The following is an 18,402-nucleotide window of genomic DNA, read 5'->3' on the forward strand; positions in this document are numbered from 1 at the left end:
AATATGATAATACTATAATATGCAAATTTCAATACAACAAATATTAATTTTTTGAAAATTAATATTTCATAAAAAATGAGCTGCAAATTTGCAGCTCATCAGGATAATTTTATCTTTTTACCAGAGCTTTTTGCCTCAAATCTTTTTGGAATTGTTATAGTTAATACTCCATCCTTATAGTCTGCCCTTGCTTCATCGGATTTTACCTCCGATGGAAGAGGGACGGTTCTTGTAAACTTTCCGTAGAACCTTTCGCTTCTTCTAATGTTTTCTTCTTTTAATTCGCTTGACCTTTTAACTTCGCCAGTAATCCTTACAGAATCATCATATACCGTAATGTCTATATCATCCTTTGATATTCCTGGAATTTCAGCAACAACTTTGACCTCTTTTTCATCTTCAAAGACATCAACCCTTGGTCTTTCATAAAGGTCAAAGCTTTTAAATACATCATCGACATCCCTTCTTAATCTTTCAAGTTCATTGAAGGGACTAAATGGAATAAGATGCATATCATCACCCCCTTGTTTTTCTCAATATTATTTTTTGAAAAACAAGTGAGTTTAAACTAGAATTATACGGCAACTTTGCCACTATGTCTTCCACATCTGTCACCAAAATACCCGATTACCTTATCTTCACATTTTATAACCGCAACTTCACAAAGGTTAGAACACCCGTTGCATTCAAAACTTGCCGTTTCATAATTTACATCGGCGATTTCAAATCCTTTAAAATTGGTCCACTTGCTCCGCTTTTCAGCAGAAAGGATTGCGGCACCTATTGCACCCATCATGTTATAATGCTTCGGAACAAAAACCTCGCATCCTAAAGCCTCTTCAAAGGCCCTTTTCATTCCCTTATTGGCTGCAACTCCACCCTGGAAAAATATTTTGCTTTTAATATCCTTTCCCTTTGCTACGTTGTTAAGATAATTTCTAACAAGGGCCTCACAAAGCCCCCTTATAATATCCTCAACAGCAAATCCAAGCTGCTGCTTGTGAATCATATCAGACTCTGCAAAAACAGCACATCTTCCTGCGATTCTTACAGGGTTTTTAGATTTTAATGCGTAATCGCCAAACTCCTCTATCGGGATTTCAAGCCTTTCCGCCTGCCTATCCAAAAAGATCCCGTTCCAGCTGCACAAACGGTATTCATTGCAAAATCCGTTATCATTCCATTCTCTAATGTAATTATCTTTGAATCCTGTCCACCAATTTCAATTATAGTCCTTACATCCTTATCCAAACTCAATGCAGCAACTGCATGGGATGTTATTTCATTTTTAACAACATCAGCACCAACTAAAAAGGCTGCTATGTGTCTTCCGCTTCCTGTAGTTCCAACTCCTGCAATATCAGTACTTTTAACTTTGTCCTTTATAATTTTAAAGCCCTCCTGAACTGCCTTAATAGGCCTTCCCTTTGTCCTTAAATAAACGCTTTCAACAACATTAAAATTTTCATCTATTACAACTATATCTGTGCTGACTGATCCAACATCAATTCCCAGATAATACATATCCTCTTCTCCTTTCCAAAAGGTCTATAAAGGCCTCAAGTCTTGTTTGATATCCTGCCTCCCCGGTCATTTCATCCACAACAAGGCTTAAGATAGGGAAATTTTTATCCCTTGATATAGATGGCAAAATGGATTTTGAGACGATCTCCGGCATACATCCTAATGGGAAAATTTGAATAGCACCGTCAAAACCCTCCTCATAGGACAAAATAGCCTCTCCAACGCATTCCTGTCCATGTCCTCCAACTCCTAAAGGCAGATACTCCTTTGCTGCATCCCTGATCTTCTTTGCAGTAAGTCCAAAGGGACTTAAAAGAACAGCATTGTAAACCCACCAACTTGGGCTTAAGGTCCTTTTAGTTGAAACTCCCATTTCCATCAGCTTATCCTCTATATATAGATTAGAAAAGGGCTCGATTATAGTATAAATTTCTCCTATTATAGCAACCCTAATGGGATTTTTTCTCTGCTTATTTCAACTTCATCCATTTTTTTATGGTATTCCTTTAAAATCGATATCGCCTCTTTAGGATTATTTGTGTCTAATAGTTTTCTTTTGCATTCATTTAATAGTCCCTTGCATTCTCCCTTGTTTACTTCATATCCTGCCCTTTCGTGGGCCTTTGCCTCAAGAGCATCTATAAGCCCTATTATCCTATAGGCATTTACAAGGGCCATGTATTTTCCCTTTTTGATTTTAGGCTTTGAGAGGAAATCTTATTTATTCTTCTTTTAATTCATCAAATCCTATATCAGATGGCAAATCCAATACAATAAAATCTAAGTTTTTGCCTAATTTTTTTAATATTTTCATTTGAAGTTCTGCATATTCACCAAATCTACAAGGGCCGCAGCTGCCTGTCAAAATTATCGTATCCGCTCCCCTTTCAATGCTTTCTATATAATTCCCCATCATTATTTTAAAGGGAAGACATATCTCCTCCGGAGAATACAAACTTCCAATCTCGAGTGCCCTTTTACTTGTTAAAGGGCGGAATCACATAGTCAATTCCAAGCCCATCCATTAAAAATTTTGCACCTATATATACGTTGCCCATGTGAGGAAATGTAACCTTCAAGCAAGATTCCCCTTTTTCTTCTCGTCAGCATATCTACAAAGGCCTCAACCCTTGTATCAAATCCTGCCTCCCCTGTGTGTTCGTCAATTTTAAGAAGCAAAAGGGAACATCCGCAAACTCAAGCTTTAAAAGCTCCACTATTACAGAGTCAATTCCACAGGCAAAGGAGGATAAATAAATAATTCCATCAATCAATTTATTTTTTACAGCATATGAAGCAAATCCGTAGTATTCCCTTGCAAAGGTCCAAAAGGGCCTTTTAAAAAGCTTTTTAATTTCCATATGTTTAATGCTATCATCCACTACTTCATGGGTGATAACCCCAATGCCAAATCCGTTTAATTTTTTACTAGATTCATATTTATAAAATTATCGTAGATATTATAGGTATGGCCAATGAGGGCAATTTTATATTGAAACCCTTCATGATCTATTCCTTCTTTAAAATTATTCTGCTCCTTTAATGCATCCTCAAAGGCTTTTTGTATTTTTACATAGCTTTTTGTAAATAATTTTCCCGTTTCATAGGCCCAATTTATAAATTTATCTGCTGAATAGGAGTATATAGGAGCCTTTGTTATTAGGGGTAAATCCTTTATATTGTTTTCGATCATCTCAGGGATTCCGCAAAACTTAGGGCAGATAAACTCCCTCTTTTCAACCTGCATAATCCTTGGAACCAAAATTAAATCACACTTATCCTTTATCTTTTCCACATGTCCGTGGAAAACCTTAATAGGAAGGCACGCCTCATCGGTGCAGAGCTTAACCCCAAGATCAAGTATTTCCTTATTGGTATCTGGAGATTCGATTATCTCTGCACCAAGTTCCTCAAAAAGTCGTAAAAAAGGCTTGTATTTGTAATATAAAAGTCCCTTTGGAATCCCAACCTTCATAGTAACCACTCCTTTTGACCTACACTAATATATTTTTAACTTTAAAATGTAAAAATATACAAAAAGGCTCGGAAAATCCGAGCCTTAAATAGTTAGTTTAACAGGACAGTGGTCTGAGCCGTGAATATGGGTTAAAATTTCAACGTCTTTTATCTTTGATATAAAATTATTTGAAACAAAGAAGTAATCTATTCTCCAGCCTACATTTTTCTCCCTTGCCTTAAACATATAGCTCCACCAGGTATATTCGATTTTATCAGGATAAAAATGTCTATAGGCATCAATAAAGCCTATCTCTAAAAATCTATCTATATATTCCCTTTCTATCGGTAAAAAACCTGAGGACTTTTCATTCTGCTTTGGATTTTTAAGGTCTATTTCCCTATGAGCTGTGTTGTAATCGCCACATATAATTATATTTTTACCTTCTTCTAAAAGCTTTTTCGAGTAATCCATAATGGCATCGTAAAACCTTAGTTTATAATCCAATCTTTCATCGCTCATTTTGCCATTAGGAAAATATATATTAAAAAGGATAAAATCCTCATATTCAGCAATCAAAATCCTTCCTTCTGTGTCAAATTCTTCTATTCCAATCCCATGATAGATATTCTTTGGTTCCACCTTAGTGAAAATTGCAACGCCGCTATATCCCTTTTTATTTGCAAAGCTAAAATATTTATAATACCCTTTAAGGTTTTTAATCTCATCATCTATTTGTTCCTCCTGAAGCTTTGTCTCCTGAAGACATAGAATATCCGGATCCTCATCATTTATAAACTCCATTAACCCCTTTTTTAAAATGGACCTTAGCCCATTTACATTCCATGTATATATTCTCATAATAGTTTTTCTCCCTTCATATAATTTATTAGACAAATAAATTATATATTTTAAAAAAATTTATTCAATAAAGTAACTTTAAACTAATTTTAAGAATATATTATTATTAAAGCTTTTTGTTTTGGTGATTGTATGTCCTTTTCAGCAAGAGAACTTCTTGCAAGGCTTGTTCGATGTGAAGCTGAGGGTGAAGGCGAAATAGGCATGAAGGCCGTTGCAAGTGTTGTTATGAATAGGGTTAATGTAACCTATGGGGAATATAGAAGGGTATGCCAGGGAGATCTTAGAAAGGTTATCCTTCAGCCCCGTCAATTTACCTGCGCTATGGTAAAGGTATACGGCCAGCCTAATTATCAAAATATATGGGCAAAACCACCCAATAAATATCACTACTGGATAGCCGATTGGGCCCTTTCCGGCAACAAGTATTCAGGTATAGGCTTTGCCCTTTGGTATTATAATCCATATAAACCTTCCTGTGCCTACTATTTTCCTCCTAACAGAACAGGGCAATATATAACAAGGATTGCCCAGCATTGCTTTTATATTCCAACTCCTTTGTATGCCCAAACTTGATATTAATATATAAGGAGGTTCTTTATGTCTAAAAAAGAAAATCAAGTTAACGAAACAAAAGAAATGAATTATTTCGTTCCTCAATATTTTAGCCCTGCTATGATGTGTCCCTATGAATACTTTAGGCAGCAGCCATTTGAACCTATTGATGTAGCAGAGGCACAGATGGAACCGACTCTAAAGGACATAGGCTATACACAGGCTTATTTAAGAACACAAATTGGTAAAAAGGTAAAGATAGACTTTTTGATTGGAACAGATTTGTTTATAGACAAGGAAGGAATCCTTTTAGAAGTTGGTATAAGCTATGTAGTAATTAGGGAACTTTCTACAAACTTTAAAGTTATGTGCGACCTTTATTCAATTAAATTCGTCTCAATATATGAATAAAGGCCCTAAAAGGTTTAACCCTTTAGGGCCTTATATTATGCATTTACTGTTGCAGTTTCCTCAGGTTTTACCTTTTCCATTGTGATACCTGTAAATCCATAGAATATGGATACAAATGGATTAACATAATTTAAAACCGCATAAGGTAGATATGCAAATGGATGAACTCCTAATGCCCCCATCATAAATGCACCACAGGTATTCCATGGAACAAGAGGCGATGTTAAAGTTCCGGCATCCTCAAGACACCTTGAAAGATTCTTTGGATGTAAGCCTTTCTTATCAAAGGCCTTTTTGAACATTCTTCCTGGAATTACTATTGAAAGGTATTGATCACCTGCAACTATATTTGTAAATATACTTGAAAAGATGGTTGCAGTAACAAGGGCTCCAACGCTATCTGAGAAGCTAAGTAGCTTTTCAGCAAGAACTTCCAAAAGCCTGCCTTTTCCATTATTCCTCCAAAGGTCATAGCACAAAGGATCAATGATACTGTATACATCATGCTCTGGAGTCCACCCCTTGTTAAGAGGTCATCAACTATCTTAAATCCTGTTTCTGAAACATAACCATCGTTAAGAACTGATAATATGTCTCCAAATCCTTTGCCCTGGAATATAACTGCAAAAATTGCACCTAAGATAGTTCCTGAAAAAGACCGGGGATTGCAGGCACCTTTTTAACAACCATTACTATAACCACTATAGGTGGGATTAAAAGCCATAGGCTTATATTAAACTGCTTTGAAAGTGCATCAAGTATTTGATTTATTTGACCAACATCAAGTTGCCTTCCTGCAAATTTAGCACCTAATATTGCATAAACTACTAAAGCTATTAAATAGCTTGGTCCTGTTGTAAATATCATGTGTTTTACGTGGTCGAAAAGCGTTGCACCAGCCATAGCAGGTGCAAGGTTTGTTGTATCTGATAATGGAGACATTTTATCTCCAAAGTATGCACCTGATACAACTGCCCCTGCAACCATTGGTAGTGGGATTCCAAGACCTTGTCCAACTCCAATGAGGGCAATACCTACTGTTCCTGCAGTAGTCCAAGAGCTTCCTGTTGCAAGGGATACTATACTACAGATTATAAGTGTTGCAACCAAAAAGATTCCTGGGGATAATACTTTTAAACCATAGTAAATCATAGCAGGAACTGTTCCTGAAAGAATCCATGCACCTATAACTGTTCCTATAATCATAAGGATTATGATTGCCTGCATTGACATTCCAATAGTGTCGATAATACCTTTTTCGATTTCTTCCCACTTAAGTCCAACCTTTATTGACATTAATGCAGCAATAACGGCTGAAATAACAAGTGGAATATGTGGGCTTGCTTCATACTTTAAAATTGAGAAGGAAAGAATTGCAACGAGTGCAACGACTGGGATTAGAGCATCCCAAACACTTGGTTTTCTCTTTTGTCCATTTTCCATTAAGATACCCCCAAAAATAAGCTTTTTTATATTTTAACATTAATCACCATTAAATTTCAATAATATTTAAAAAATTTTAAATTGTTAACATTTGTAGATTTTAGTATCCTTTTTGTAAATTAACTACGTTTAAAAGTTTCTCCCCTTCAACATATTTTTTCATGTTTTCATATATAAGTTTAAACCTTCTTTCGTTCCTCATCTCCGATACCCAAGAGTTATGGGGGGTTATATATACATTTTCCATATCCCAAAGAGGACTGTCCTCCTTTAAAGGTTCCTCTTCAAAAACATCAAGGGCTGCAGCCTTTATTTTTCCGCTTTTTAAATTTTTAATAAGCTCCCTTCATCGACAACACTTCCCCTTGCAACGTTTATAAAATATACTCCATCCCTCATGACATCGAATCTTTCTTTATTTATTAAATGATGCGTCTCCCTTGTATAAGGAATTGTTACAACAACAAAATCGCAAAGCCTTAGCATATCATCCATCTCATCCTTTGAAAAACATTTATTAAATCCCTCTACATTTCTTCCACTTGAGTTGAGCCCTAAAATATTAAGTCCAAAACCCTGTAATCGCTTTGCAGCTTCAATGGCTAAAGTTCCAGTTCCTATAAATCCGATTGTTTTACCATATATTTCTATTATAGATGTGTCTATCTTCCACATCTTATTTTTCTGCTTTTCAAAAACTTTATGCTATTTTTTGCAAGCTGAAGAATATTCATAACAATCCATTCTCCGATTGGAATGCTATATCCTCCCTTGTTGTTTGTAAGGATTATTCCCTTTTCTTTAATATAATCAATTGGCGCCTGATCGATACCAATACTTGATAATTGAATCCACTTTAGTTTTTCCATTTTAGTGATATCAAGCGTTGAAAAGGGATCATAGCAGACTAAAACCTCAACGTCCTTCAATTCCTCCGAATAAACTAAAGCCTTTTCCTCTTTAATTATCACATCATAGCCTAATTCTTTAATTAAATTCATCTTTTCCTTTCCGTAATCATATGTAAACAAAGCTTTTTTCATCCATATCCCCCAATTTTTACTTGTATTATTTCGACTTTATTTGACAAAAATAATAATGAAAAATAAAGAAAGGAGTGTTCATATGGCACAGCTTAATCAACTGGAACTTCAAAATTTAAGGCACTTAATAGGGCAACATGATACAGCTGCCCAAAAGTTTGACTCATATGCCCAAATGGCAACCGATCCTCAGATAAAGCAGATGTTTACTCAAGCGGCACAAAGCGCAAGAAATACTAAACAAAAGCTTCTTTCATTCTTACAATAGGGAGGGTTTATAATGCTCAACGAAAAGGCTCTTGTAAACGATGCACTTTCCATGATAAATAGCAGCCTAACAAACTACGCTAATGCTATAGCACAATGCACTAATGCACAGCTAAGAAGCACTCTACAGCAGATAAGAAATTCAGACGAACAGTTCCAATATGACCTTTATAAAATAGCTGAACAAAAGGGATACTACAAGTCAGCAAAACCTGCTTCACCTCAGGATATCCAGCAGGTTAAAACAGACCTTGGCACCTTCTAAAGGAGTGGTTACCACTCCTTTATTTTTGGGCGGCAATGGACCAAAATATTGATAATAGTAGCATAAAAGCTTTCCGTTATATAACTTTCTATTTTTGTCTGCCTTCTTGCCAAAGTGCCTTTGAAACTCCGGATGGGCTGTTAAGATGAAAAAGGACCAAGAGTCGAGCCTTGAAAAAACTTCCCCATCCTCTTATAAAGTCCCTCAACCTCCCTTTTTCCATAAGCCTTTCACCATAGGGAGGATTTGTAATTATAACTCCATATTTTTTCTTTGACCTAAAATCCTCCATTGGAAGCTTTTGAAAGGCAACGAACTTTTCTACTCCAGCCTTTTGGCATTCTCCCTTGCAACCTTTAAAACTTTTCCGTCAATGTCTGAGCCTAAAAGTAAAAATTCTTTGTCGTTAATCTCCTCCCTTGCCCTTTTTCTTTCCTCCTCCCAAATCCTTTTATTGAAGTTAGGCCACTTTTCTGCTGCAAATTCCCTATTAAGTCCCGGTGCTATATTTTTACCAATCATGGCAGCTTCAATAAGGATAGTTCCTGAACCACAAAAGGGATCCGCTAAAATTCTATCAGGAGTCCACCTGCTTAAATAAACAAGGGCTGATGCCAAGGTTTCCTTAAGGGGTGCCTCTCCAGCAATTTCTCTGTATCCCCTTTTATGAAGTCCTATCCCTGATGTATCTAAAGTGAGGGTTGCAATATCCTTTAAAAGCGAAATTTCTATTTTATATGTAGGTCCGCTCTCCTCAAACCACTCTATTTTATATTTATTCTTCATAGATTCTATTATTGCCTTTTTAACTATAGCTTGACAATCGGATACGCTAAAGAGCTTTGACTTAACAGACTTTCCAACAACATGAATTTTTGCATCCTTAGGAAGTATTTCTCCCCAATTTACCGCCTTTGTTCCTTGAAATAAATCTTCAAAGGTTTCAGCTTTAAACTCCTTTATTTTTATTAAAATTCTATCAGCAGTTCTCAGCCAAATATTACATCTTACAATATCTTCTTCATCCCCTTTAAAAGTTACCTTACGTTATCAACAAAAATATCTTTTATTCCAAGCTTAAAAAGCTCCTCCTTAAGTATTCCTTCTATTCCAAAGGCACATGTTGCAACTATATCGTATCTCATCCTACCTCTCCTTTTACTATTTTCCTAAAACTTTTTTATGATTATATCATATTTTCTGATATTTTAACATAATGACCACCTCATTTTTGAGGTGGTCATTTCAGAGGTTATTTCTTATTATCAAAGATGAATAATCATACATTTTTTTCATCATCTCAATAATATAATACTCATTTACTTTATTTTTCGTATCCTTATCTACCATTTCACCCTTTTGCTGAAGATACATATAGTCATCATAGATAAAGCTTCCATCAGGGAATATTACATAGCCTTTTTCATTTGAAAATATATTCTTCCCTAATGACTTTTCAAGTTCAAATCCAAAAAGCGTTGCAATGGTCGGTGCCAAATCCGCCTGGCCGCATACCTTGTCGATTTGTCCTTTTATTTCAAAATCAGGGACATGCATTATTGCAACAACCCTTTGATTTAAGGTCCAGTCATAATCGTCATTTATTTTTTCTCCAATTGCCCTTTCAAGTTCCTCCTTGTTGCCATAAGGAATCGCATGATGATCACCATAAAAGATTACAACAGAGTTATCCCAAAGCCCTTCCTTTTTTAGATTTTCAACAAAATCTCCAAGGGTCCTATCAACATAATGGGCACTTTGAAGGTAATTCCCTAATAGACTTCCTTTTAGATTTCCTACATCAAACTCCTCAAACTTTTTATCCCTATATGGGTAATGGCTAGATAGGGTTATTAAAAAGGAATAAAAGGGTTTATTATATCCCTTCATCTTTCCTACCGCCTGTTTAAAGAAGCTATCGTCGGCTAAACCAAGCCCAATCTTTTCTTCAAAAGTAAAGTCATTTATACTTTCATATTTATCAAATCCTAAGCTTTTATACATGGAGGGTCTATTCCAGAAGGATTCGTCATTGCCGTGCATAACGCTTGTAAAATATCCTAGGTCCTTTAAATGTTTAGCAATGGATTCATAGTTATTGTAAGGGTATAAATAATAAACTGCTCCATTTGATAAAGGAAGCAACGATGTGTTTACTGCAAATTCTGCATCGGATGTCCCACCATTAGAAATTTGATAGTAAAAATTAGAAAGATAGATTTCTTCCCTTGCTAATTTGTTTAAGTTTGGTGTAACTTCAACTCCGTTTATTTTTTATCGATAAGGAAGTATTGGAAGGCCTCAAGTTGAACAATAATTAAATTTTTTCCCTTATACTTTCCATAATAATTAGGTTTTTCTCCATTTTTCTTTTTATTAAAAAATTCCTTAATCTCAGCTGCCTTTGCCGAATCTATTATTTTTATAAAATTATTTTCATTAGCAAACTTTTTAAAATCAAAATAATGATAGCCTAATATGCTTGTATTTTCTACTATAAACCTTTTATCATACATTTCCGTCAAAACCCATTTGTCCTTTTTTCTTGCAAGATAAAAATTTATATTTAAAATTAATATTCCTGAAAGTATTAACGCAAACATCTTAACTGCCTTATCGCCAAATTTTTCTTCATCGAAGCCAATTTTTCTCGTTATGATAAAAATACTTAGCAAAACATCCGCTATTAAAATTAAATATTGCACCTTAAAAGATAAGTTAATGAATTAACAACTTCTCCTAATAATCCAACTTGTCTTAGTGAGAATAATGTAAAAAAGCTTTTGTAGTAATCATAATAAAATAAATCCACAGTTAAAATAAATGCAATTAATATATTTATAAGAAATAATATCTTTACCTGAATGCTTTTTTCAAAAACATCGGAAAACCAAAAGAAGCAAAATAAATCCTAATGCAGAAAATATGGTTTTAATATTTATATTCATATTAACCATTAAATTAAAACCTAAAAGTTTATATAGCATAAGAATTAAAAATATAAAATAATAAAGAAATATATTTTTAAATCCCTTCACGCTTCCTCCTCCTTATTTTTGAATTAACTCCTTAAATTCCTCAGAATTTACCGTCCTTGCATGGATAGTATGGGTCCAATTTTTTTCTTTTCGTTTTATAAATCCTAAAAGGCTTATCGGAATCCAAGACAGTCCAAAGAAGGGATAAACTAAAAGCCCAAGCATTCTTTTAAAGGATATTTTTTCCATAATAAGAACTATAATAGGAACACCATACCCAAAGAATAAGCTAAAATACCAGTAATATGAGGGAAATATTATCTTTGAAAAATATAGCCCTGGGAAAAATATCTTCAGTCCTGCAGCTACAAGGACAAATCCATAGGTTAATATCCTTGCAGGCTGAATAAGATATATAAAAGCATCAAAGGCTGCAAAGTTTCTTTCTCTTATACTTTTTACTATTAGTGGCCATGAATATCTAAAGGCACAGTCCCAATGGCCTTGAAGCCATCTTACCCTTTGTCTAAAGGATGCCTTAAAGGTTAGAGGCTTTTCATCGTAAACCTTAACATTATGCTCCCAAACTGTCTTTATATCCTTTAGAATACATTTCATTGTAAATTCAAGGTCTTCAGTAAGGCTTGTGGCATCCCAGCCTATCTGCTTTAAAACATCCGTCGTCACCACAAAGCCTGTCCCACCTAAGGCTGCATAAAGGTTTAATTTTTTCCTTGCCAGCTGGAACATTCTATTCATCGTCCAGTATGCAAGAGCATAGGATATTGTAATCCATGTATCATCAGGATTTTTACTATCTAAATATCCTTGAATAACTTTATATCCCTTTAAAATATTGTTGTTCATCTTTTTAAAAAGTTTGGAGAAACTAAGTTGTCTGCATCAAAAAAGGCAACTGCATCGTATTGTTTATCCATTGAAAAAGCTTTTCCAAAAACCACTTTATCGCATAACCTTTACCCTTATTTACTTGATCGAATCTTTCTAAGGCATAGGCTCCCTTTTCCCTTACGACATTAGCTGTATTATCATTGCAATTATCACAAATAACATAAACATCATATAATTCCTTTGGATAGTCCAACAACTTAAGATTATCTATAATCTGACCTATAACCCTCTCCTCATTATGAGCTGCAACTGCTATTGCAAACCTTGTTTTTGGTTCCCTATCCTCTTCCTCCTCAACCTTTGAAAGCCCAAATAGTGAAATTATATTGTAATAATAAGTTAATAATATGATATAAACCTGAAAGGCATAAAAATCCATATAAAGACTTTCTCCATCAAAATCCTCCTTTAAAAATTTAATATTGAGCGTGCGACAAATATTAAAACCTTCTTTAACCGTTTTATCCTAACGGGTTCAACCATTACTCTATAAAGCCATTCAAGGCCTAAGCTTATCATCCATCTTGGAGCTCTTTTAACCCTTTCAGCTAAAACGTCAAAGCTTCCCCCAACGGCTACAATTAGCTTTACATTAAGCTTGTCCTTATATTTGTCTATAAATTCCTCCTGCTTAGGGCAGCCAAGACCAACAAACAAAACATCTGGGGATAATAAATTTATTTTATCGACTATAGTCTCTTCCTCATGGGAATCAAAATATCCATGATTGTAACCAACCACCTTTGCATTAAACTTATCTATGGCATTGGCATAAGCCCTCTTTATCACCTCATCCCTTGCCCCTAAGAAGAATAATTTTAAATTTAGCTTACCAGAACTTCTTAGCATTTCATAAAAAACATCTATTCCCGCTATCTTTTTTAATATCTTTCCCTTTGATACCAATACTATAAGGCATGTTCCTATTCCATCGGGGATGAATATATATTCATCATCAAATTTAAAATTTTTGATATTAAATAGTGTAAAACCTCTGGATTGGCTGATATTACTGCTGTTTTTGGTCTCCTTTTATCCTTTGATATAGTGTCTTCATCAAATCATCAAAGTTTCCTGCAAAAATCGGTATCCCATTAAGTTCAACCTTCACCCTCATCCCCCTTATTAACCTTTACTTAAATTTTAAAAATAAATTCGACAATTTTCAACATGTAATATATAGAAAAAGGTGGCTTAAAGCCACCTCACACATTCCAAATCTCCCTTGCATATTTAATTATCGTATTGTCGCTTGAAAACCTTCCCGATGCTGCAACATTTATTATTGCCATCTCATTCCATTTGCCTTTGTCCCTGTAAAGCTTATCAATCCTCTCCTGTGCATTAGCATAGGATTCAAAATCCTTTAAAACAAAGAATTCATCATTGTAGGTTATAAGATGGTTATAAATATTCAAAAATTCCGTCGGCGGAACATTTAAAAATCCATTAGTTAGTTGGTCAACCAGCCTTTTTATCCTTGCATTTGAGCTGTATATTTCTTTAGAGTTGTATCCACCATTTTTGTAATAATTTATCACCTCATCGGAGGTTAAACCAAAGATTATTATATTTTCTTCACCAACTGCATCCTTTATTTCTATGTTAGCCCCATCCAGTGTTCCTAAAGTTATAGCTCCATTCATCATAAACTTCATATTGCCGGTTCCCGAAGCCTCCTTTGAGGCTGTTGAAATCTGTTGACTTACATTAGCACAAGGGATAATTCTTTCTGCAAGAGTTACTCCATAGTTTTCAAGGAATATAACTTTAATTTTATCCTTAACATCTTCATCATAATTTATCTTTTGGGCTAAAGTATTTATAAACTTAATAATCTCCTTTGCAAGGGTATATCCAGGAAAGGCCTTTGCACTAAATATAAATGTTCTTGGAGAAATTTCTAAATTTTTATCTTCCTTTAGCCTATTGTATAAATCAAGTATATATAAAGCATTTAGAAGCTGCCTTTTATACCCATGTAATCTTTTTGCTTGAATGTCAAAAATAGATTCCGGATCAACATCTATATCATATTTGTTTTTTATATATTTTGCTAAATCAATTTTGTTTTGCTGTTTTATTTTATAAAATTTATCCCTAGCCGCCCCATCCTTTGCAAATTTTTTAAATTCTATAAGTTCCTCTGGTTTTTTAATCCATCTATCCCCAATCGTTTCAATCAAAAGATTTGTAAGCCTTGGATTAGCCTCAATTAGCCACCTTCTATGGGTTATACCGTTAGTTTTATTGTTGAACCTTCCTTGAAAGTGTTCATTAAAAAGCTTTAGCTCCTGTTCCTTTAAAATCTTTGTATGAAGCTCTGCAACACTGCTTACCGAATGGCTCCCTACAATTGCAAGGTGGGCCATTTTTACATATCCATCGCCTATTATAGACATTTTACTTATTCTATTCCAGTCCTGTCCATACTTTTCTAAAAGCTCCATGCAAAATCTTCTGTTTATCTCCTCAACTATAGTCCAAATCCTTGGAAGGAGACCTTTAAACATATCAATTGGCCATTTTTCAAGGGCTTCTGCCATTATCGTATGATTTGTATAGGCTATGGTTTTAACAGTAATATCCCAAGCAGTTTCCCAAGGAAGGTTTTCTTCATCTATTAATATTCTCATAAGTTCAGGGACTGCAAGGGCAGGATGGGTATCATTTATTTGGATAGCTACATATTTATAAAGCTCAGTTATAGGCTTTCCCTTCTTTTTAAAGGTTCTTATTATGCTTTGAATCCCTGCACTGACGAAGAAATACTCCTGTTTTAACCTTAAAAGCCTCCCCTTTTCCGTCCTGTCATCTGGATACAAAACTGAAGTTATAGATTCAACATTATATTTATACTCCATTGCCCTTTGATAATCCCCCATAGAAAAGCTTGAGAAGTCAAACTCTGCTCCAAATATCTCAGCACTCCAAAGTCTTAAAGTGTTTACAACTTCATTTCTATATCCAATAACAGGAATGTCATAAGGCACAGCAAGGACGGATTCATAGTTTTCGTGGATTGCCTTTAATTTACCATCTTCCTCGGTAAATCTTACATTACCTCCAAATTTTACAATACAAGCCTTATCCCTTCTTCTAACCTCCCAAACATAGCCATCCTTTAGCCAATTATCAGGAACTTCTACCTGATAGCCGTTTACAATCTTCTGTTCAAAAAGTCCATACTTGTATCTTATACCATTACCATGTCCAGCAATTCCTAATGTAGCCATAGAATCTAAAAAACAGGCTGCAAGACGTCCAAGGCCACCGTTTCCAAGCCCTGCATCCTTTTCTTCCATTTCTAATTCCTCAAGGGATATTCCAAGGTCTTCTAAGCCAACCTTTACTATATCCCTAATTCCTAAGTTTATTAAATTGTTTTCAAGGAGTCTACCTATTAGAAATTCCATTGAAAAATAGTAAACTTGTTTTCTATCGCTATTTATATAATTTTTGTTAGTCCTAAGCCAGTTTTCAAAGGAATATTCCTTTATAAGTTCACCAAGGGCTATAAATTTATGAAGCTTTGACGCCTCCTTTATATCTTCTGCAAAAAGACTTACTAACTTTCTTTGATAGTCCTCCTTGAAACGTTCCTTGTTTAAATTCATTCTTCTTCCTCCTAGTTTACTAAGCTGTTGTAAAGCATAATATACAGCTTTGCAGATTCACGCCAGCTATTATCAGAAATCATAGCATTGTAAATTAATTTATTAAAGGCATCCCTTTCATTATAGTAAACATAAAGGGCATACTTTATAATATCAATCATCTCCCTTGCATTATAATTTGCAAAGGAAAATCCATTTCCTTCTCCCGTAAACCTATTATATGGCCTTACAGTATCCTTAAGGCCCCCTGTTTCCTAACAATAGGTAGGCTTCCGTATCTTAATGCTATAAGCTGTCCTATTCCGCAGGGTTCAAATAGCGATGGCATTAAGAACAAATCCGATGATGCATAGATTTTTCTTGCAAGCTCCTCGCTATATCTTATGTTGGCTGAAATTTTCGATGGATAAACTGATGCATAATATTTAAACATGTCTTCATAGTTTGAATCTCCTGCGCCTAGTAGTACAAATTGAATATCCATCTCGAGAATCTCTTGAATAACCTGTGCTATAAGGTCTAACCCCTTTTGATTTGTAAGCCTTGTTACCATTCCTATCATTGGAATATCAGGATTTTGAGGAAGGTGAAGCTCCCTTTGTAGTGCTTCTTTATTTTCCCTCTTTAAGCCAAAGGAATTCTCATCATAGTTTTTATAGATGAACTTATCGGTTTTAGGATTATACTCATCATAATCTATGCCGTTTACAATGCCAACAAGCTTATCAGAATTTGCACTTAATAGGCCATGGAGGCCCTCACCATAAAAGGGTGTTTTAATTTCCTTAGCATAGGTTCTGCTGACAGTTGTAACTTTATCCGAATAGATTATCCCCGCCTTCATGAGGTTAACTGCATCGTAATATTTTAACCTTTCCTCTGTAAAATAATAATCATCAAGATTTAAAAGATCCCAAAGTATTTCCCTTCTAAACACCCCTTGATATCTCAAATTATGAATGGTAAATATCGTTTTTATGTTTCTATGTCTTTCACTATTTGAATAATGTGCCTTTAAAATCAAAGGAACCGATGCCGTATGCCAATCGTTACAATGGACTATATTAGGGATAAAGTCTATATGGTTTATCATCTCAACTATTGCCCTGCTGAAAAAACAAATCTTTCATCGTCATCCCCATACCCGTAGGCTCCATTGCGTTTAAAATAAAATTCGTTGTCTATAAAGTAAAAGGGAACACCATCATATTCTAAATATTCTATCCCACAATATTGATTTCTCCATCCTACCTGAACATTAAAATGGCAACAATGCTTCATCATCATTTTAAATTCATATCTTATATCCTGATATTTTGGCATTATAACCCTCGCATCAATTCCAAGCCTTCTTAGTGCCTTAGGAAGGGCAAGGGAAACATCCGCAAGTCCCCCGGTTTTTAAAAAGGGATAGGCCTCCGCCGTTGCAAATAAAATCTTCATAAAATTCCCCTTAAAGATGGATTCTGCTTCCTTTTTCTATAACAATAGGGTATTTGTTATCTCCTATTAAAACTTTATCATCCTCAATTATGACGTTTTTATCAATTATGACATTTTTAGTTTAACATTTTTTCCTATGATGCACCTTGAAAATACTATAGAGTCAATAACTTCTGCTCCCTCTTCTATTATAACCCTTCTTCCTATTATGCTGTTTGAAACAAGCCCCTTTACAATGCTACCGCTTGCCATTATTGAATTTGTAATACTACATCCGTTTAAATACTTTGTAGGGGGCGAATCATAGGATTTTGTATATATGTTGCCATTTTTGCTACAAAGCTCCTGCATAACATCTCCATTTAAAAAGTCCATAGAAACTTTATAATAGGAAGATACGGAATTTATACATCCTAAATAACCTTTAAATTCATAGGCCCTTACGTCGTGATTTCTTACATGCTTGGATACATATTCCATAACGCTGGAGCAAATTCCATCCTGCATGCACTTATAGATAGCCTGTATTAAAAATTCCTTGCTCATAAAGAATATTTCCATAGAAACGTTTATAGTATCTCCCATTCCAAGGTTTTTCCCAACGCCAACTACTTTGCCGTTATCTATGTTTAAAACTTCACAATTTAAAAACATTTCATCATTATTAACTTTCTTATATACAATTGTAACGTCTGCACCAGACCTTTCATGTTCCTTTGCTATTTCTTCTAAATTAATATTGCAAATCATCCTTGATCTTGAAAGAACAACCTTTTCCTTCTTGCTTCTAAAAAGTATTCCATGTTATATTTAAAGGCATTGACATCCTCTTCCACTAGCCTTTTTAATGTATGATTAAATATAAAAAGACCGTCGATTTTTCTGTTTAAATCCCAAGGTTTTCCTGTCCCTATATGGTCAACTAAGGACCTTGAGTTTCTTTCAACAAATATTCCTACATTGGTTATTCCACTATTTACCATGTTTGAAAGAACAAAGTCTATAACTCTGTATCTACCGAAGATTGGAATAGAAGCCAGTGGTCTATTTAATGTTAAACTTCTTATATTGCTCTCATCCTCATTAAGGAGTATAACCCCCATATAATCCCTTAGCATTATATCAC

General features: G+C 34.6%; 15 protein-coding genes and 7 pseudogenes. 4 read left to right on the plus strand and 18 right to left on the minus strand.

The annotated features are described in order from the left end of the window. Nucleotides 1–98: 98 nt before the first annotated feature. From PWK10_RS09875 to PWK10_RS09895, 5 genes and pseudogenes are all read right to left on the minus strand, one after another. Entirely contained in the window at nucleotides 99–512 is a 414-nt protein-coding gene (locus PWK10_RS09875; RefSeq protein ID WP_274765932.1) for an Hsp20/alpha crystallin family protein, read from the minus strand. A 62-nt stretch (nucleotides 513–574) separates the two neighbouring features. Next, nucleotides 575–1,524, minus strand: a pseudogene (locus PWK10_RS09880) (acyl-CoA dehydratase activase). Beyond that, a pseudogene (locus tag PWK10_RS09885) lies at nucleotides 1,505–2,603 on the minus strand (2-hydroxyglutaryl-CoA dehydratase). Before PWK10_RS09885 ends, PWK10_RS09880 begins: the two co-directional pseudogenes overlap by 20 nt. Next, a pseudogene (locus PWK10_RS09890) lies at nucleotides 2,530–3,499 on the minus strand (acyl-CoA dehydratase activase-related protein). Before PWK10_RS09890 ends, PWK10_RS09885 begins: the two co-directional pseudogenes overlap by 74 nt. An 84-nt stretch (nucleotides 3,500–3,583) precedes the next feature. After that, nucleotides 3,584–4,342, minus strand: coding sequence for an exodeoxyribonuclease III (locus tag PWK10_RS09895; RefSeq protein WP_274765933.1), 759 nt, complete (start codon nucleotides 4,340–4,342; stop codon nucleotides 3,584–3,586). Between the two features lie 132 nt (nucleotides 4,343–4,474). Between PWK10_RS09895 and PWK10_RS09900 the strand changes: the two genes are divergently transcribed. Together PWK10_RS09900 and PWK10_RS19845 are read left to right on the plus strand one after the other, a co-directional pair. Further along, nucleotides 4,475–4,918, plus strand: coding sequence for a cell wall hydrolase (locus tag PWK10_RS09900; RefSeq protein WP_274765934.1), 444 nt, complete (start codon nucleotides 4,475–4,477; stop codon nucleotides 4,916–4,918). Between the two features lie 24 nt (nucleotides 4,919–4,942). After that, nucleotides 4,943–5,308 carry a hypothetical protein gene (locus PWK10_RS19845; protein ID WP_446715242.1) on the plus strand — a complete coding sequence of 122 codons (366 nt, stop codon included), beginning with the start codon at nucleotides 4,943–4,945 and terminating at the stop codon, nucleotides 5,306–5,308. 35 nt (nucleotides 5,309–5,343) lie between these two features. Here PWK10_RS19845 and PWK10_RS18665 read toward each other — a convergent pair. The 3 genes and pseudogenes from PWK10_RS18665 to PWK10_RS09915 all read right to left on the minus strand — a co-directional run bounded on the left by PWK10_RS18665 (nucleotide 5,344) and on the right by PWK10_RS09915 (nucleotide 7,794). After that, nucleotides 5,344–5,951, minus strand: a pseudogene (locus PWK10_RS18665) (Na+/H+ antiporter NhaC family protein). Continuing rightward, the gene (locus tag PWK10_RS18675; protein ID WP_342455493.1) at nucleotides 5,945–6,751 is read right to left on the minus strand and encodes a Na+/H+ antiporter NhaC family protein; all 807 of its coding nucleotides are present in this window, start codon (nucleotides 6,749–6,751) and stop codon (nucleotides 5,945–5,947) included. Before PWK10_RS18675 ends, PWK10_RS18665 begins: the two are co-directional and overlap by 7 nt. Nucleotides 6,752–6,851: 100 nt before the next feature. Then, nucleotides 6,852–7,794 (minus strand): annotated as a pseudogene (locus tag PWK10_RS09915) (phosphoglycerate dehydrogenase). Nucleotides 7,795–7,876: 82 nt separating this feature from the next. Between PWK10_RS09915 and PWK10_RS09920 the strand changes: the two are divergent. Together PWK10_RS09920 and PWK10_RS09925 are read left to right on the plus strand one after the other, a co-directional pair. Next, on the plus strand, nucleotides 7,877–8,062 hold the full coding sequence (locus tag PWK10_RS09920) for a hypothetical protein (RefSeq protein WP_008907641.1): 186 nt from the start codon (nucleotides 7,877–7,879) through the stop codon (nucleotides 8,060–8,062). Between the two features lie 12 nt (nucleotides 8,063–8,074). Next, a complete protein-coding gene (locus PWK10_RS09925; RefSeq protein WP_274765935.1) occupies nucleotides 8,075–8,326 on the plus strand; it encodes a spore coat protein in 252 nt (83 codons plus the stop codon). Here the strand turns inward: PWK10_RS09925 and PWK10_RS09930 are convergent. The 10 genes and pseudogenes from PWK10_RS09930 to PWK10_RS09975 all read right to left on the minus strand — a co-directional run bounded on the left by PWK10_RS09930 (nucleotide 8,279) and on the right by PWK10_RS09975 (nucleotide 18,394). Continuing rightward, nucleotides 8,279–9,471 (minus strand): annotated as a pseudogene (locus PWK10_RS09930) (THUMP domain-containing class I SAM-dependent RNA methyltransferase). The gene PWK10_RS09925 and the pseudogene PWK10_RS09930 overlap by 48 nt on opposite strands. A gap of 100 nt (nucleotides 9,472–9,571) precedes the next feature. After that, nucleotides 9,572–10,597, minus strand: a complete 1,026-nt coding sequence (locus tag PWK10_RS09935; protein ID WP_274768220.1) for an LTA synthase family protein — start codon at nucleotides 10,595–10,597, stop codon at nucleotides 9,572–9,574. Then, the gene (locus PWK10_RS09940) at nucleotides 10,594–11,001 is read right to left on the minus strand and encodes a hypothetical protein (protein ID WP_274765936.1); all 408 of its coding nucleotides are present in this window, start codon (nucleotides 10,999–11,001) and stop codon (nucleotides 10,594–10,596) included. The genes PWK10_RS09935 and PWK10_RS09940 overlap by 4 nt, the downstream gene beginning before the upstream one ends. Before the next feature lie 375 nt (nucleotides 11,002–11,376). Continuing rightward, a complete protein-coding gene (locus PWK10_RS09945) occupies nucleotides 11,377–12,171 on the minus strand; it encodes a glycosyltransferase family 2 protein (protein WP_274765937.1) in 795 nt (264 codons plus the stop codon). A 22-nt stretch (nucleotides 12,172–12,193) separates the two neighbouring features. Next, a complete protein-coding gene (locus tag PWK10_RS09950; protein WP_274765939.1) occupies nucleotides 12,194–12,595 on the minus strand; it encodes a glycosyltransferase family 2 protein in 402 nt (133 codons plus the stop codon). 29 nt (nucleotides 12,596–12,624) lie between these two features. Next, the gene (locus PWK10_RS09955; RefSeq protein ID WP_342455763.1) at nucleotides 12,625–13,224 is read right to left on the minus strand and encodes a WecB/TagA/CpsF family glycosyltransferase; all 600 of its coding nucleotides are present in this window, start codon (nucleotides 13,222–13,224) and stop codon (nucleotides 12,625–12,627) included. Nucleotides 13,225–13,421: 197 nt separating this feature from the next. Further along, nucleotides 13,422–15,833 carry a glycogen/starch/alpha-glucan phosphorylase gene (locus PWK10_RS09960; RefSeq protein WP_274765940.1) on the minus strand — a complete coding sequence of 804 codons (2,412 nt, stop codon included), beginning with the start codon at nucleotides 15,831–15,833 and terminating at the stop codon, nucleotides 13,422–13,424. Nucleotides 15,834–15,844: 11 nt separating this feature from the next. Continuing rightward, nucleotides 15,845–17,276: pseudogene (gene glgA / locus PWK10_RS09965) on the minus strand (glycogen synthase GlgA). Nucleotides 17,277–17,381: 105 nt separating this feature from the next. Further along, nucleotides 17,382–18,026, minus strand: a complete 645-nt coding sequence (locus tag PWK10_RS09970; RefSeq protein ID WP_274765941.1) for a hypothetical protein — start codon at nucleotides 18,024–18,026, stop codon at nucleotides 17,382–17,384. Further along, the gene (locus PWK10_RS09975; protein ID WP_274765942.1) at nucleotides 18,023–18,394 is read right to left on the minus strand and encodes a sugar phosphate nucleotidyltransferase; all 372 of its coding nucleotides are present in this window, start codon (nucleotides 18,392–18,394) and stop codon (nucleotides 18,023–18,025) included. The genes PWK10_RS09970 and PWK10_RS09975 overlap by 4 nt, the downstream gene beginning before the upstream one ends. Nucleotides 18,395–18,402 lie beyond the last annotated feature (8 nt).

Origin of the sequence: Caloramator sp. Dgby_cultured_2 (assembly GCF_028872215.1) — a bacterium.
GTDB lineage: Bacteria > Bacillota > Clostridia > Clostridiales > Caloramatoraceae > Caloramator > Caloramator australicus.

Bases quoted from the DNA above. Each gene is read 5' to 3' on its own strand.
- PWK10_RS18675 (WP_342455493.1), bottom strand. From the start codon at position 6,751: ATGGAAAATGGACAAAAGAGAAAACCAAGTGTTTGGGATGCTCTAATC.
- PWK10_RS09960 (WP_274765940.1), bottom strand. From the start codon at position 15,833: ATGAATTTAAACAAGGAACGTTTCAAGGAGGACTATCAAAGAAAGTTA.
- PWK10_RS19845 (WP_446715242.1), top strand. From the start codon at position 4,943: ATGTCTAAAAAAGAAAATCAAGTTAACGAAACAAAAGAAATGAATTAT.
- PWK10_RS09900 (WP_274765934.1), top strand. From the start codon at position 4,475: ATGTCCTTTTCAGCAAGAGAACTTCTTGCAAGGCTTGTTCGATGTGAA.
- PWK10_RS09945 (WP_274765937.1), bottom strand. From the start codon at position 12,171: ATGAACAACAATATTTTAAAGGGATATAAAGTTATTCAAGGATATTTA.
- PWK10_RS09895 (WP_274765933.1), bottom strand. From the start codon at position 4,342: ATGAGAATATATACATGGAATGTAAATGGGCTAAGGTCCATTTTAAAA.
- PWK10_RS09975 (WP_274765942.1), bottom strand. From the start codon at position 18,394: ATGCTAAGGGATTATATGGGGGTTATACTCCTTAATGAGGATGAGAGC.
- PWK10_RS09970 (WP_274765941.1), bottom strand. From the start codon at position 18,026: ATGATTTGCAATATTAATTTAGAAGAAATAGCAAAGGAACATGAAAGG.
- PWK10_RS09920 (WP_008907641.1), top strand. From the start codon at position 7,877: ATGGCACAGCTTAATCAACTGGAACTTCAAAATTTAAGGCACTTAATA.
- PWK10_RS09925 (WP_274765935.1), top strand. From the start codon at position 8,075: ATGCTCAACGAAAAGGCTCTTGTAAACGATGCACTTTCCATGATAAAT.
- PWK10_RS09875 (WP_274765932.1), bottom strand. From the start codon at position 512: ATGCATCTTATTCCATTTAGTCCCTTCAATGAACTTGAAAGATTAAGA.
- PWK10_RS09950 (WP_274765939.1), bottom strand. From the start codon at position 12,595: ATGGATTTTTATGCCTTTCAGGTTTATATCATATTATTAACTTATTAT.